The organism is Desertibacillus haloalkaliphilus, from assembly GCF_019039105.1.
Taxonomy (GTDB): domain Bacteria; phylum Bacillota; class Bacilli; order Bacillales; family KJ1-10-99; genus Desertibacillus; species Desertibacillus haloalkaliphilus.
In genome coordinates, this window is the sequence record NZ_JAHPIV010000004.1 from 65,980 (window position 1) to 81,698 (window position 15,719).

Annotated in this window: 13 protein-coding genes; 12 read left to right on the top strand and 1 reads right to left on the bottom strand. The window is 38.7% G+C overall.

What is annotated here, in order from left to right:
* Window positions 1–22: 22 nt before the first annotated feature.
* The 6 genes from KH400_RS05625 to KH400_RS05650 all read left to right on the top strand — a co-directional run bounded on the left by KH400_RS05625 (window position 23) and on the right by KH400_RS05650 (window position 6,864).
* The gene (locus tag KH400_RS05625) at window positions 23–1,534 is read left to right on the top strand and encodes a carboxypeptidase M32 (RefSeq protein WP_217222778.1); all 1,512 of its coding nucleotides are present in this window, start codon (window positions 23–25) and stop codon (window positions 1,532–1,534) included.
* Window positions 1,535–1,830: 296 nt separating this feature from the next.
* Window positions 1,831–2,610 carry a class II aldolase/adducin family protein gene (locus KH400_RS05630; RefSeq protein ID WP_246589396.1) on the top strand — a complete coding sequence of 260 codons (780 nt, stop codon included), beginning with the start codon at window positions 1,831–1,833 and terminating at the stop codon, window positions 2,608–2,610.
* Between the two features lie 29 nt (window positions 2,611–2,639).
* On the top strand, window positions 2,640–3,839 hold the full coding sequence (locus KH400_RS05635) for a lactate 2-monooxygenase (protein WP_217222780.1): 1,200 nt from the start codon (window positions 2,640–2,642) through the stop codon (window positions 3,837–3,839).
* Window positions 3,840–3,901: 62 nt separating this feature from the next.
* Window positions 3,902–4,858 carry a ketopantoate reductase family protein gene (locus tag KH400_RS05640; protein ID WP_217222783.1) on the top strand — a complete coding sequence of 319 codons (957 nt, stop codon included), beginning with the start codon at window positions 3,902–3,904 and terminating at the stop codon, window positions 4,856–4,858.
* Between the two features lie 157 nt (window positions 4,859–5,015).
* On the top strand, window positions 5,016–6,161 hold the full coding sequence (locus tag KH400_RS05645; protein ID WP_217222785.1) for a histidine kinase N-terminal domain-containing protein: 1,146 nt from the start codon (window positions 5,016–5,018) through the stop codon (window positions 6,159–6,161).
* A 451-nt stretch (window positions 6,162–6,612) separates the two neighbouring features.
* Window positions 6,613–6,864 (top strand): hypothetical protein, encoded by a 252-nt coding sequence (locus tag KH400_RS05650; RefSeq protein WP_217222787.1) that lies wholly within the window; start codon window positions 6,613–6,615, stop codon window positions 6,862–6,864.
* 63 nt (window positions 6,865–6,927) lie between these two features.
* On the opposite strand, the gene KH400_RS05655 is transcribed toward KH400_RS05650, so the two are convergent.
* Window positions 6,928–8,010 (bottom strand): tyrosine-type recombinase/integrase, encoded by a 1,083-nt coding sequence (locus KH400_RS05655; protein ID WP_217222789.1) that lies wholly within the window; start codon window positions 8,008–8,010, stop codon window positions 6,928–6,930.
* Between the two features lie 309 nt (window positions 8,011–8,319).
* Here KH400_RS05655 and KH400_RS05660 point away from each other — a divergent pair, with 309 nt between their 5' ends.
* The 6 genes from KH400_RS05660 to KH400_RS05685 all read left to right on the top strand — a co-directional run bounded on the left by KH400_RS05660 (window position 8,320) and on the right by KH400_RS05685 (window position 15,716).
* Window positions 8,320–9,351 (top strand): DctP family TRAP transporter solute-binding subunit, encoded by a 1,032-nt coding sequence (locus KH400_RS05660; RefSeq protein ID WP_217222791.1) that lies wholly within the window; start codon window positions 8,320–8,322, stop codon window positions 9,349–9,351.
* A 99-nt stretch (window positions 9,352–9,450) separates the two neighbouring features.
* Window positions 9,451–9,954, top strand: coding sequence for a TRAP transporter small permease (locus KH400_RS05665; RefSeq protein WP_217222793.1), 504 nt, complete (start codon window positions 9,451–9,453; stop codon window positions 9,952–9,954).
* Window positions 9,955–9,958: 4 nt separating this feature from the next.
* A complete protein-coding gene (locus KH400_RS05670) occupies window positions 9,959–11,233 on the top strand; it encodes a TRAP transporter large permease (protein ID WP_217222795.1) in 1,275 nt (424 codons plus the stop codon).
* A gap of 497 nt (window positions 11,234–11,730) precedes the next feature.
* Window positions 11,731–12,639, top strand: a complete 909-nt coding sequence (locus KH400_RS05675; RefSeq protein WP_217222797.1) for a ketopantoate reductase family protein — start codon at window positions 11,731–11,733, stop codon at window positions 12,637–12,639.
* Window positions 12,640–12,646: 7 nt separating this feature from the next.
* Window positions 12,647–14,329, top strand: a complete 1,683-nt coding sequence (locus KH400_RS05680; protein WP_217222798.1) for a sigma-54 interaction domain-containing protein — start codon at window positions 12,647–12,649, stop codon at window positions 14,327–14,329.
* A 217-nt stretch (window positions 14,330–14,546) separates the two neighbouring features.
* Entirely contained in the window at window positions 14,547–15,716 is a 1,170-nt protein-coding gene (locus KH400_RS05685) for an acyl-CoA dehydrogenase family protein (RefSeq protein WP_217223129.1), read from the top strand.
* Window positions 15,717–15,719 lie beyond the last annotated feature (3 nt).

The window sequence follows — 15,719 nt, forward strand, 5'->3', positions numbered from 1 at the left end:
TGAGCCGAAAGGAAGTGCGAACATGGCAGATGTTAAAATGGTAGAAAAAGACTTTTTAACCTACGTTCAAAAAATGGAAAACTACGGTGAGGCCCTAGCTCTACTTGCGTGGGATTCACGTACAGGTGCCCCGAAAAAAGGAATTGAACAGCGTTCACAGGTGATTGGGACACTATCAACCGAAGTGTTTAAACAATCGACGTCAGATCAGATGGCTGAATTCCTACAAACGTTAAACAATGATGAAGCAAGGCACCACCTGTCTGAAATCACGACCAAAACCCTTGACGAATGCCAAAAGGAATTTGACCGCAATTCAAAAATCCCTGAAGAAGAGTATAAAGAATTTGTGATCCTGCAATCAAAAGCAGAGGCTGCGTGGGAAGAGGCGAAGGAGAAGGCTGATTTTTCTGCTTTCCAGCCCTACTTAGAAAAGATCGTGGAAACGATCAAACGCTTTATCGACTATTGGGGATATGAAGGGAATAAATATAATACGTTATTAGATGATTACGAGCCTGGTGTGACCGTAGACATTTTAGATGATGTATTTGGAAAGCTACGGGATCAACTCATCCCGCTTGTTAAGGGGGTTACCGAAAGCAAGCAGCCAAAAACAGACTTTTTGTTCGAGCGTTTCCCAAAGGAACAACAACGAGCGTTTAGTTTGGACATTTTAAGACAAATGAACTATGACTTCAATGCTGGCCGACTTGATGAAACGGTTCACCCATTTGCTATTGGTTTAAACCCAAATGATGTGCGTGTGACGACAAAATATGATGAAAACGACTTCCGCACCGCAGTTTTCGGGACGATTCATGAGGGTGGTCATGCCCTTTACGAACAAAATATTTCAGAGTCATTAATTGGGACACCGCTAGCCGACGGAACATCGATGGGGATTCATGAGTCTCAATCATTATTTTGGGAAAACTTTGTTGGTAGACATCCGGGATTTTGGGAGCATAATTATGAACGGCTAAAGACTCATGCAAACGGTCAATTCGATCAAGTGAGTAAGGATGAGTTTTACCAAGCAATCAATGTTGCCGGTCCATCATTGATTCGAATTGAAGCCGATGAGCTGACATATGCCTTGCATATTATCATTCGTTACGAAATCGAAAAAGCATTGATCAATGATGAAATTGAAGTAAAGGACTTACCAGAGATCTGGAACAATAAGATGGAGGAGTATTTAGGCATTCGTCCATCACATGATGGTGAAGGTGTTCTTCAGGATGTCCACTGGTCTGACGGTTCGTTTGGTTATTTTCCATCCTACGCCCTTGGCTACATTTATGCAGCACAGCTTCAAGCAGCGATGAAAAAGGATCTACCCAATTATGACCAACTGATTACTGACGGAAACCTTACTCCGCTTCAAGAGTGGTTAACCAACCATGTCCACCAATTCGGCAAATTAAAAACGCCAGTAGAAATACTAAAAGATATTACAGGGGAAGGGATAAACCCGGACGATCTCGTTCAATATCTTAGTGAAAAATATCGTAATCTCTATCAATTCTAACCACATCGTACGATGGAATGACTCCAGCGATAGAGGGTCGGGGGCCTATGCTATAAAGCGTATTTAAAAAGGGTTTTGCAATGGCTCCACTCGCTGTTTGCCTGCTAGGAAAAACACTCCTAGTAGGCTTTTTAAAAAGCTGCAGCGGCTCCGCTCATTGCTAGAAGAGATAATCCACCCTTGTAATGTTTGAATTTTCATTATATTATGAATTATACAGTTGTTTTAGTCATTTAATACTGACTGGTTAGTATAATAGAAAAGAAGATTTCATCGAATAAGAAAGGGTGGATGGTATGACAAAGTCATATGAAAAAGATTTGTCTCTAAAAAATATGGTGCCAACGTTTGATTCCGTTGAAGAAGAACGACAGCATTTAAAAGAACGACTGGCCGGTGCTTTTCGGTTATTTTCCAAGTTTGGATTTGATGAAGGGGTTGCGGGCCATATTACAGCGCGGGACCCTGAAAAGGATAATCACTTTTGGGTAAACCCGTTTGGTATGCACTTTAGCCAGATTAAGGCTTCTGACCTTATTTTATGTAACCATAATGGTGATGTCGTAGAAGGGGATAAGCCTGTCAATCGAGCTGCATTTGCGATTCATTCACAAATTCATGCGGCTAGACCCGACGTGATTGCTGCAGCACATGCCCACTCTGTCTACGGAAAAACATGGTCCACACTTGGACGGCTTTTAGACCCAATCACTCAGGATGCATGTGCGTTTTACGATGATCATGTCCTATTTGATGACTATACTGGTGTTGTCCTAGATACGGAAGAGGGAAAACGCATTGCCGAATCACTTAGCAATCATAAAGCCGCGATCTTACGAAATCACGGTTTACTGACAGTAGGGAAAAGTGTTGATGAGGCCGCATGGTGGTTTATTACGATGGAACGTTCGTGCCAATCCCAATTAATGGCCGAAGCGGCAGGGGCACCGGTTTTAATTGATAAAGACTATGCCAAAGTAACAAAGAAACAAGTGGGCTCTCAATTAGCAGGATGGTTTAGCTTCCAACCCTTGTGGGACCGAATCGTGAAGGAACAACCGGATTTATTAGAGTAAAAAAATAGAGTCGAATTGGAGGGAAAGTCATGAGTGGTTATGGAAATATCATCCAACACCAAATTTACTCCCAACCATCAGTCGAGAAAGAGGAACAATACCCCGTCGCATTTGAAGACTGGGAAAAGCTTGCTAGAGAAAAGTTAAAAGATGGTCCATTTTGGTATGTAGCCGGTGGGGCTGGCAGCGGAGAAACTATGAAAGCAAACCGGGACGCATTCACAAAGCAAAAAATACAACCACGCATGTTAAATGATGTTGACGAGCGGGATTTATCAGTTACTTTATTTGGTCAGACCTTTCAAACACCCATTCTTTTAGCGCCCGTCGGTGTGCAATCGATCGTTCATGATCAAGGCGAACTTGCATCTGCTAAAGCTGCATCAAACATGAATATCCCATACATTACAAGTACTGCCTCATCATACACGATGGAAGAAATTGCTGATGTTATAGGGGAAGGACCACGCTGGTATCAACTATATTGGGGTAAAGATGAGGATGTCACTGCTAGTATGCTTCATCGGGCAAAACGTGCAGGCTATACAGCACTCGTCGTTACGCTAGATACACCAATCCTCGGCTGGAGGGAAAAGGATTTAGAACAAGCATACTTACCTTTTTTACAAGGAATTGGCATTGCTAACTACTTATCTGACCCTATGTTTTGTTCAAAGTTAGAAAAATCTCCTCAAGAAGATAGGCGCGCAGCCATTGAATATTTCTTTAAGATATTTTCTAATGCCCGTTTAACATGGTCAGACCTTGCCTTCTTACGTAAACATTGGGACCTTCCAATCATTTTAAAAGGTATTATCCACCCTCGTGATGCTGAATTAGCCCTACAATACGGTGTTGACGGTATCATCGTTTCTAACCACGGAGGTCGCCAGGTTGATGGTGAGATCAGCACGTTGGATGCGCTTGAGAGCATATGTCATGTGATTGGAGGGAAAATCCCCGTTTTACTAGATAGCGGGATTCGTAGAGGTTCGGATGTTGTAAAAGCGAGTGCCTTAGGTGCCTCTGCAGTGTTACTTGGAAGACCATTTGTATATGGATTAGCTGTCGGTGGTGAAGAAGGGGTAAAGCATGCCATTCGTAATATTATAGCCGATACAGACCTGACACTAGCTTTATCTGGTCGGAACTCGATAAAAAACCTTGATCGTTCCCTACTATCGAATGTACCAGATGCTCAATCAACGGTTAGAAGCGAGTCATTATGAAACAATTTCATTGATTGAAAAAAGATCAAACAAGTGAGCCTTGACAAAGAGGGGGGACGAAAATGAAAATTGCCATAATTGGGGCAGGAGCCGTTGGTGGTTTTTACGGCGCATTGCTTTCAAGGGCAGGGTTTGACGTTACCTTTGTCGCTAGAGGGAAACATTTAGAAGCAATGAATACGTCTGGTCTTCATGTTCACTCGTCACAAGACCAATTTACAATAAACGGAAAGTTTACGAGTGATTTCAAGGAGTTAGAAACTGCTGATTTATTATTCTTTACCGTTAAGTCCACAGAAACAGAAGAGACAGCAAAAAAATTACGTCCGTTCTTAAAAGAAGATGCGGGTATCCTGACGCTACAAAATGGTGTTGACAATGAGGAGACCCTCGTTAACATCCTCGGTGCTAACCGCATCGTCTCAGGTTTAACGTATATATCAGCAATTATTGACAAACCAGGTGTCATTTACTCTGCGCACCCTTTGCAAACAATTATTTTCGGAGCCCCTTCAAAAGCTAGTATGCACCATGTGCCTACATTCGCAAACGCATTAACAGAGGCTAATATCGACTATCAAATTTCTGAATCCATCATAGTGAAAAAGTGGGAAAAACTATTATGGAATGCCACATTTAATCCATTATCAGCAGCCTCACTTGCCACTGTTGGAGATATTCTCGACGATAGACCATTACGCAAGACTGCAGAAGCTGTTCTATCAGAAGTTTTAACGATTGCAGACCGGTTAGAGATTCACCTGCAAAGAGATTGGGTCTATCAAATTTTTTCAGCTTCAGAAATTGCTCGTAACCATAAAACATCGATGCTCCAAGATCGAGAAAAGGGTAAGGTCATGGAGGTTGAATCGCTTTGTGGGTACTTTATTAGAAAGGGCCATGAACTAGGGGTTAGAACACCTACGATTGAAACAATATATTCCATTCTATCCTCCATAAATAAACAAACACTTGGCTCAACTCACCAATCATTATCACATTCTACTAATTCCTCCTAAACATAGTGAGGAATTTTTCTTGTTTTATTTTTACTAGTATCGTTTAGTAAATAGAATACCATCACACCCCCAAAAAACTGGCAATTCCCAACCATTTTCTGTTATACTAAGGGTTATTAACAATGTAGTACAGTAAAGGATTAAGGGAGAGTTTTTTATGGACACGCCTATGTGGAAAGAAGCGGCACTCGCACGTATTACAGCGTTCTTCAAAACCAATGAAGAACAAATATTAACTCACTGGTTAGGACAAGCGCGAATCCATGAGGGAGACCCTTATTACGAAGAGATTATTAAAAATGGGAAACGTACATTTCAATTAGTCTATGACTATATTAAACATCGCGACACCGATCAAATCATTGAACTAACCAAGAAAATTGCCAGTGAACGGATACAAGCTAATGTAAATATTAGTGAATTTGTTCATAACATTAATTTAGGCCGTTCGTTAGTCGTTGATGCCCTATCCCACTCCTTACTTTCACGCCACGATATAAGTGAAGGGATATTCATAGTCAATGAATTGTTTGACTCTTACCTTTATTATGCTGTGAGGGAATATACAAAACAAAAGGATTCGATTATATATGAAAAAAATAAATTTATCCAAGAAATGCATTCTGATCGCTTGACCGTATTAGGACAAATTGCGTCGAGTTTTGCCCATGAATTTCGCAATCCACTAACATCAATACATGGTTTTATCTCATTACTAGAACAAAAATATGGAAAAGTGGATGAAGATAATCGTTTTTATTTCCAGGTTATTGATCGTGAAATCGAGCAATTAACAAAGAAAATCAACGAATTTCTATATTTGTCAAAAGTAAAGAGACATGACGATGAGATTGAGACATTCGACTTGTCTGAAATCGTAAGAGAAATGATTGACTTTATGTATCCACGTTTTGTAGATGAACAAATTACAGTAAACGTTGATATTAATGAAGGTTGTTTAGTACAAGGCATTATCGAGGAGTTAAAACAGGTTGTCTTAAATATCATTAATAATGCGGTCGAGGTTCTCACACACATCAATCGAGAGCGGGTTATAGATATTACCTTATCACATACGGAGACCTCGATTTCATTGGTTATTGCTAATAATGGAGAAGAGATCCCGACCCACTTACTAGAAAACATCTTTGAACCGTTTATAACAACAAAAGAGTTAGGTACGGGGCTAGGGCTATCCGTCGTTAAACAGATCATTGAAAAGCATAACGGAAAAATCGACGTTGATTCTACCCATAAACATACTAGCTTTACCATTGATTTTGAACCTGCAGATAATAATTAAATCAAAATATAAAGTTGACGGTAATTTTATTATGTAAACTGAGATGGTCATATATAAATATGTAGTTAAAAAAGGAGCCGAGTTCACGGCTCCTTTTTCCTAACCACTGCTTCTTTCGTATCAGCTTTAAGCTCTAGGGTCGAAACGATTTTACTTTTTCAGAGACACCCCATTTACCTGAGATTTCAACTTAGCAATTTAATCGAGCGAATAAATTGTTCAATGTTATCACCTCGGGAGGATAGACGAAAACAAAATCTTCGAAACCTGTTTAATACGAAAGAATCTTTTTGGTTAGTGAGAAAAGCAATGTTTGCTTCCTCGCTACTTATCATATCCGGATTATAGAAAAACATACTCTTTTTTAAAAGAAAATATTGTCAAGTTAAAATCGGATAATATTTGTGCACTGAGGGATACCAAAGAGAGAAGCGAAAATGAGGAGGTACACATGGCAAACGAAGAATTATCCTATATGGAACGAATGGAAAAGTTGTATGTTTTAAAAGAAACGCAACAGTTGCTTTTGCAGAAATTAGGAGAATTAAAAGAAAACAACGAACCACACGACTCAGTTGAAGACGATCTACGAAAGATTGAGCAAGAAATTGATCTCTATACAGGTGGCATTCCAGCAGAAGAGGCCCAAGGGTTAATCAATGAATCCTTAATTAACCCCGCAACGTTAATGGAAGGTGAGTAAACGTCCACGAATATTCTTGGGCGTTTTTTTGATATTAGTTTACCATAATTCCATTATGTAATCTTAGTCTAATAAGGAAACCGCTTTTTTCTTCATATCTTTTTGGACGTGTGCATAAATTTGGGTCGTTGCCACAGATTCATGCCCAAGTAAATTTTGAACTGTTAACACATCGACACCGCGATAGACAAGCTCTGTTGCAAAGCTATGGCGTAACTTATGGGCAGTAATAGGCTTATACGCTAGAAAAGGTAAATGCTTTTTGGCTCGTTTAATGTGACGCTGAATCATTTTTTGAATCGCATTAATGGTTACGTTATTTTTATATGCTTTCGTTGTAAAGTCAAAGCCGATAAACAAGGACTCTTCTGCATGTTTAGGTCTTGCATAATTAGGAATGGATTGTACGTACTCATCAATCATTTCCAACGTTCCCTCACTTAATGGAATGGTACGCTGTTTGTTTCCTTTACCTGTTACGGTTATTTCCTTGTCAATGCGATTTAAATCCTTCACTCGTATACGGCAAAGCTCTGATATTCGTACTCCCGTCATAATCAGCATATGAATGATCGCCACATCCCTTTTTTTAAATCGTTCATGGAAGGGGCGCTGGCGTATCGTTAATCCTTCATCCGATAAAATAAAGGAAAGTAGTTCGGTATATTCATCCCTCTGCAAATAAATCGGATCTCGTTTTGCTACTTTCGGTCGTTCAATACCTTCAACTGGGTTCGTAGAGACCAAATTCCGTTGCTTTAAATAATCAAATAACGATTTAAGCGCCGATAGTTTTCGGTTAACTGTTTTTGCATTGTTCTCAGCATAAAGAGAGAGGTGTTGAATGTAATTTTCAACGCCTTTTTGATCAATTTCAATAAAATCGTCCAATGAGATCTCACTCATCTGTAGATCTTTTTCACCAGTGGCATGCTTTACGTAATCAAAGAAATATTTATAGTCATACAAATAGCGTTGAATCGTAGCTTTTGAGAAACCAAGAGCAATGCGGCTCATGATGTAATCTTGAATAAAAGAGGGCATTTCTATTAAATAGCGATACTCATCCTGAATATGATCGGGTATCGCTAGTTGTTGATTGTGTTCATTTTGCTTTTGTTCGTTAAGTTTTGCAAATATTGACATTGCCGTTCCACCTCACACAAATCGCAGATTAATAGTTCCATGAAATATATGTTTCATAGAACTATTATATGAAAATTAGAATTAAAATGGAAGGGAGTTGTTCGATAACTTTCAATTAACTAATGAGAGTAGGAGCCTATTAAAATATCAAAAATAGGAACGATATATACCTTTGTTTCAAAAATCAATCCTCATTTTTGATGAAAGAAAGCATTTCAATTCCTCACTTTTGATGTATGAATAAAAACGTACAAACTGTAAAATAACAATTAACTAAATATTCAAAAAAATATATAAGGGGGATTTATAATGACCAGATCAAAAATCTTGTATTTTGCACTATCTGTTTCTTTCTTGATTTTTCTAACTGCATGTGGAAGTTCTTCAGATGATGTCAGTGCTGAAGGAGGAAGTAATCAAAATGATGATGAAATCAAAATTACCCTTGCTCACATAGCACCTGATCAACACTCCTATACGTTAGGTATAAACGAATTCATAGAGGCTGTTGAGGAAGAAACGGATGGAAGAGTAACATTTGAAGTATTCGGTAATGGGCAAATTGGAGGTGAAAGAGAAGTCGTTGAGCAAGTTTCATCAGGCTCAATCGATATGACTATGGCTACATCAAGTCCCACTGCTGGGTTCTCAGAAAACTTAGCTGTCCTAGAATTACCTTTCCTCTTTGAGAACTTAGAACATGTGTATGCTACATTGGATGGTGAAATTGGTAAAGAGATCTTAGAGGAATTAGCAGAAGCTAACTTGAAAGCCTTTTCATTCTGGGAAAGAGGGTTTAATCACTTCGGAAACAATGAACGTGAGGTTACACATGTAAATGATATGGAAGGGTTACAAGTTCGATCCGCTGAAAATGATGTATCAGTAGAAACATATCGGGCACTAGGAGCGGATCCTACTCCGATTGCTTGGCCTGAAGTATACACTTCCTTACAACAAGGTGTGGTTTCAGGATTGGATAACGGGATTGGTGTACTTGAAACAACGGGTGTTCACGAGGCGCTAGATTACCTTAGCTTAACAGAATTTTTCTATACTTCAGCAGTTTTAATGATGAACCAGGATACATTCAACTCTCTTCCTGCAGATATCCAGGAAGTATTTGAGAGGTTAGGTAAGGAGTACGCCCATAGACAACGAGAAATAAATCAGGAACTAGAACAAAAGCAACTCGCGAGCATGGAGGAACACGGGATTATCGTCACTGCAAACTCTGAAATTGATACCGATTCTTTTAGAAACCGCATGAGCGGAGTGTACGATCAATTCGAAGATCGTTTTGGTAACTATGTTGAAAGAATAAGAAATGTAGAATACTAATTAATTATTTTGAAGAGGTGAGTACGGATATGTTCTCACTTCTTTATTCATTAAGAACTTCTTATATAAACTTTTGGAACTTTAAGAGAGGTGTGTTCAATGTGGAAAAGAAGTATAGCACATTTGAATCGAACAATTGAAAACATAACTTGTGTTCTCCTTGTCATTATGGTCTTGCTAGTATTCATTCAAATTGTATCACGAGCTGCTTTTGGATCATCGTATGCATGGACTGAAGAAATAGCCCGATTTTTAATGATTTGGATCACGTTTTTAGGTGCTAGTGTTGCTTTTCAATATGGCAGTCATATCAGCATTGACTTTTTTATAAGCAAATTAAAACACAGGATAGCAAAATGGGTACAACTTATCGCGTCATTAGCGATTGTCACATTCCTATTAATCTTGTTAGTGAAAGGATATCAAATCATTGAGACTTCTATGATTCAACGTTCCGCGTCATTACGAATTCCTATGGGGTATGTTTATACGATCATGCCAATCAGTGCCGTTCTTATGCTGATGAATGTCATAGACGTCTCAATCAAAGTATTTCGAATTCACCCAACAGATATAAGCAAAGCTGAGAAAGGGGAGACATAAACAAATGATAACTTTACTGTTTATTTTATTATTGGTTTTATTCGTTATCAATGTCCCGATTGCATTCGCATTGGGATTATCAACCATAACTGTTTTTTGGTTGAGTGGTGATATTCCATTAATGGTATTGCCGCAACGAATGTTTGCAGCTTTAGATTCCTTCCCTTTAATGGCAGCTCCCTTTTTTATACTTGCTGGGAAATTAATGGAACATGGTGGTATTTCCGTCCGCCTAGTAAATTTCGCCAAAAGTCTTGTTGGACAAATGAAAGGTGGGCTAGCCCATGTTTCTATCATCACATGTATGCTTTTCGCTGCTTTGTCTGGATCAGCGGCTGCAACTACAGCAGCTGTAGGTTCGATTCTCATTACAGCAATGGTAAAAGAAGGTTATGATCGTAACTTTTCATCTGCCATCCAAGCAGCTGGGGGCACTACAGGTATCGTTATACCACCAAGTGTTCCACTGGTATTGTATGGGGTTGCAGCTGGCGCCTCTATTAGTGATTTATTTATCGCAGGGATTATCCCCGGACTATTAATTGGACTATCTTTAATGGTTGTTGCTTTTATCATTTCACATGTTAAAGGATATGGCAGTAACCTTGAAAAGACTAGTCTTAAGAAGATTCTAGTGTCACTAAAAGAGTCGCTTTTCGCATTACTTATGCCAATTATTATCTTAGGTGGTATTTATGGGGGAATTTTTACACCAACAGAAGCTTCTGTAGTTGCCGTGGTTTATGGGTTTTTAATTGGCATTTTTGTCTACCGTGAACTTTCTCTAAGTGTTATGAGAAGAATTTTAATCGAATCATCAATTACTTCATCCGTTATTTTACTTGTTATTTCGACAGCCTCTATCTTTGGAATGTTGCTCACGAGAGAACAAGTTCCTCAATCGTTTGCTAACCTTTTTGCCACTTTAGATTTGTCGCCAATCATTATTATTTTATTGATTAACCTTTTCCTTCTGATTGTTGGTACCTTTATGGAAACGATTGCATCCATAATTATTCTTACGCCGATTTTATTACCTGTGGTAACAATGATAGGGATGGACCCGGTTCATTTTGGCATAATCATGGTTGTTAATCTCTCAATCGGATTAATTACCCCTCCTGTTGGTATTAATTTATTTGTCGCTTCCCAGGTTGGTCAAGCGAAGTATGAAGGTGTTGTTCGGGCGATATTACCATTCTTACTGATGATGATGATAAACATTTTAATCATCACATTCGTACCAATCTTAAGTGTTGGTATATTAGAGATGTTTTAGGTTTAATAGTTTCCGTTACGAGTATAATGACCACTAAGCAACCCACTTTAAATGACATCTCTCACCATTCATCAAATTGATTTCGAAATGGAAGTTTTGTAAATAAAGGTAAATAATCATAAAGAACTAATCCATTAATCCTGCACAGGCAGAATTAATGGATAAATAGATTAAGGAGTCTGTTTCCTTTGAGAAAATGAATGATCTCACGTGTTAAAGGCCGTTTAACAACAAAAAAGCTGTTGAACGGCCTATTTCTTTACTTTTCAGTATGAACCAGACCCAAATTCAATTATTTCTTATACGAGAGATTAACAATCACAATATAGGATAACAGGGCTATATTAAGAATTTATCTTGGTAGCCCTTTATCCTATGAGAACATAATAATACACTTTATTGTTTTAATATTATAAATATTTAAATATATCTCTTTATTTTTACTGATAAATCAGAGATAATTTATATATATTTAACAAACTCAAGGGGGCGATGAAATGAATATTGCTGTGATTGGAGCAGGAGCAGTTGGTGGATTTGTAGGAATGATGTTAAAAAAAGCGGGGCATGACGTGACCTTTCTTGCTCGTGGGAGACACTTAGACGCCATGAGAGAACAAGGCTTAACCCTTCACCATCAGCATGGTACATTTACTGAGCATGACACATTTACGAATCAGTATGAAGAGATTAGTAAGGCTGATCTCTTACTCTTTACCGTTAAATCAACCGAAACAAGACAGGCCATTGAACTGATCAAACCTTACAAGAAGGCTAACGCATTTGTGTTAACACTACAAAATGGGGTAAACAATGAAGAGATATTAGCTGATGCGTTTGGGGAGACTCACGTTCTATCCGGTGCGGCTCATTTATCAGCAAAAATTGAGGACCCAGGTGTGATTAGACAAGAAGGGGAACATATTTTCTATATCGGTGGATTACATCCTGCCCAAGAATCATATGCAGAAGAAGTAGTACGCGCTTTACAAGAAGCTGAGGTCCGTTGTAAATTATCTTCAGATATTATGCGACGTAAATGGGAAAAGTCGCTCTGGAATGTAACCTTTAATCCACTTTCAGCAATCACAGGAGCTAAGGTAGGAGAAATTCTTGACGATCCTAAACTATTGCAAACATCGAAACAGGTTTTCGCTGAGATGCTACATATCAGTAAACTAGCAAACATTGATATAAGTGAAAATGCTGCTGAACGTGTGTTTGCTGATGCTGCGTTAGTCAGAAATCATAAAACATCCATGTTACAAGACCGAGAGCAACGAAAACGTATGGAAACCGAATCATTATGTGGCTATTTCGTTAAGCTTGGACGCTCTAAAGGTTTAGATGTCTCTGTCTTAGGTACGATTTATTCAGTCTTAACCTTTATTGATCAAGCGGGGTGAACCATAGATGAAAATAAAAGAGATCACCGCTTTACCATTTCCTATTATCGTTACAGAAGAAGACGGGCTGATCAAAGACTATAATCATAATGCCCAACAGGTTCTTCAAACCATTGCTAGAGGAGAACATCTAACAAAATTAGTAAAGACAATTTATGAGAGTAAATCGTACCAACTCGTTTCATACAAAGGTAAAAACTATCTACTCCTCTCGAAAACTGAAGACACTGAAATCTTCTATATGCTGTTTAACGGTGACGATCATTACAATTTAATGGAAAAACTAAAAGAATTGGATAAATCGAACCGTGAGTTAGATGCTATTATTGAAAACTCTTATGATGGCATATATATCACTGATCGTGACGGAATGACATTAAAAACAAATTCAGCAATAGAACGAATTACCGGTATCCCTAAACATTATTACGTCGGGAAAAACATCAATGAATTGATCAGACGGGGTATTTTAAAAGCATCCGTAACTCCAAGAGTTGTTGAAACAAGAGATACTGTTAGCTTAGTTCAAAAAAACCATAATCAAAAAGAAACATTATTAACCGGTAGCCCCATTTTTAATGAAGAAGGTGAAATTGAAAAAGTTGTTACCAATATCCGTGACCTTTCTGACCTTAATAAGTTAACGGAACAGTTGAATAAAGCCCAAAAATTAAATGAAAAATATAAACACGAATTAGAAAAATTGAAAGCGCATACCAGGCAAGATCCACACATTATCTTAAACAGTAAAAAGATGCAAGAACTTTTTACGATTGCAGAACGTTTGGCCAATGTCGATACAACCGTTTTAATTCTTGGTGAAACAGGTGTCGGAAAAGATGTGTTTGCAAGGCACTTATACCGAGTCAGCAACCGCTATGATCAAGGAAAGTTTATCAAAGTCAACTGTGGAGCCATCCCTAAAGACTTGCTTGAATCAGAACTATTTGGGTATGAAGCTGGCGCCTTTTCTGGTGCAAATCGATCCGGCAAACCCGGAATGTTCGAATTAGCTGATCAAGGCATCCTGTTTCTAGATGAGGTAGGTGAGCTACCACTAGCCCTGCAAGTAAAATTATTACGAGTCCTTCAAGAAAAAGAGATTCAACGAGTTGGCGGTACAAAAATGAAAAAGGTTAATGTTAGGGTGGTTGCTGCTACCAATCAGGATCTCAAACAAATGGTTCGCGATGGTGAATTTCGCGAAGACCTTTACTATCGATTGCATGTTGTACCTGTATCGATCCCACCATTGCGAGAGCGTCGAGACGACATTTTACCACTGGTCCAATATTTCATTGACCAAAACAATCAAAAATATGAAATTTCAAAGTCCTTTGACCGAGACCTAAAAGAGTTCTGCTATCATTATCATTGGCCCGGCAATGTAAGAGAGTTATCCAATTTAGTGGAGCGATTGATGCTAACCGTTCCTACTAAAGTTCTTAAAAGAAAGGATTTACCTGACGAGTACCACACAAAGGAAGAACAAGTGACGATGACGATCGTTGATGATCAGCCACAACCAAAAATAAAAAAACTAAAAGAAGCCGTGGAAGACGCTGAAGCAGAAACATTACGTCAAGCTGCACAAACATGGAAAACAACCTATGAAATTGCTAAACAATTAGAAACAAGCCAAGCAACCGTCGTCCGTAAACTAAAAAAATATCACATTTCGTTTGAATAAAACCGACACGAGTGACGATAACGATTCAATAATGAATTATAATTCATTATTGAATCGTTATTTTTGTTAATTTTCAGATTATTAATTCAAAAATGAATTACATGTCTATTTTATGAACTAGAAAGCGCTTACTCTCGCTTTTTTTATTTTTGGCACAGCTTTTGCATTTATAAAGAGTGAAAGTAGCAATCATCACAATTTAGGGGGGACTCACATGATTAGCTTTGAACTGACAGAAGAACAAAAAGAATTTCAAAAACTAGCACGCGACTTTGCACGAAATGAAATTAGACCCGTTGCACACATTTACGATGAAACCGAGGAAATGCCTTGGGAAGTGATAAAAAAAGCTGCAAAACTCGGATTAACATCCTATCGTTACCCAGCTGAATATGGCGGGCTTGGAATCAATGATCCTGTCACATCACTAATCATCACTGAAGAATTATATTGGGGATGTGCAGGAATTGCAACAGCGATTAACGGTACAGGGTTAGCAGCGACAGGAATTATGGTAGCAGGAACAGAGGAGCAAAAGAAAAAATACATTCCATTATTCTGTGACCCTGATCAACCTCGACTAGGAGCGATGGGTCTGACCGAACCAGGCTCAGGGTCAGATGTAGCAGCGATGGCGACAACAGCTGTGCGTGATGGTGATGAATATGTCTTAAATGGCACAAAGCAATTTATCACGAATGGTGGTATCGCTGATGTCCATGTCATTTTTGCACAAACCGATAAAGAAAAAGGCTGGGATGGCATTGCCGCATTTGTAATCGACAAAGATACGCCTGGCTTATCGATGGGACAAAAGGAACGAAAGATGGGCGTAAGAGCTTCACATACGGCACAAGTGATCTTAGATGATTGCAGAATCCCACTTGAAAACCGATTAGGTGGAGAGCCCGGTACACCAGGAGCAATTAGTGGCTTAGGAGCATTGAAAATGTTAGAAGCGACTCGCCCATCCGTTGGTGCAGCTGCTTTAGGTATTGCAAGGGCAGCTTATGAATATTCACTAGATTATGCAAAAGAAAGAAAACAATTTGGTAAACCGATCATTAAAAACCAAGCGATTGCCTTTAAACTAGCTGATATGGCAACCGAAATTGAAGCTGCCCGTCTTTTGCTTTGGAAAGCAGCTTGGATGGTTAAAGAAAAACAACCATTTTCTCGTGGGGAAGGAAGCATGGGGAAATTATTCGCAGGCGATACAGCTGTAAAAACAGCAATGGAGGCGATTCAAATTCTTGGAGGCTACGGCTACATACGAGAATATCCTGTTGAAAAATTTGCTCGCGACGCAAAAATTTATCAAATCTGGGAAGGAACTGCAGAAATTCAACGCCTCGTCATTTCAAGATTAATCGAAAAAAATGGATAATAA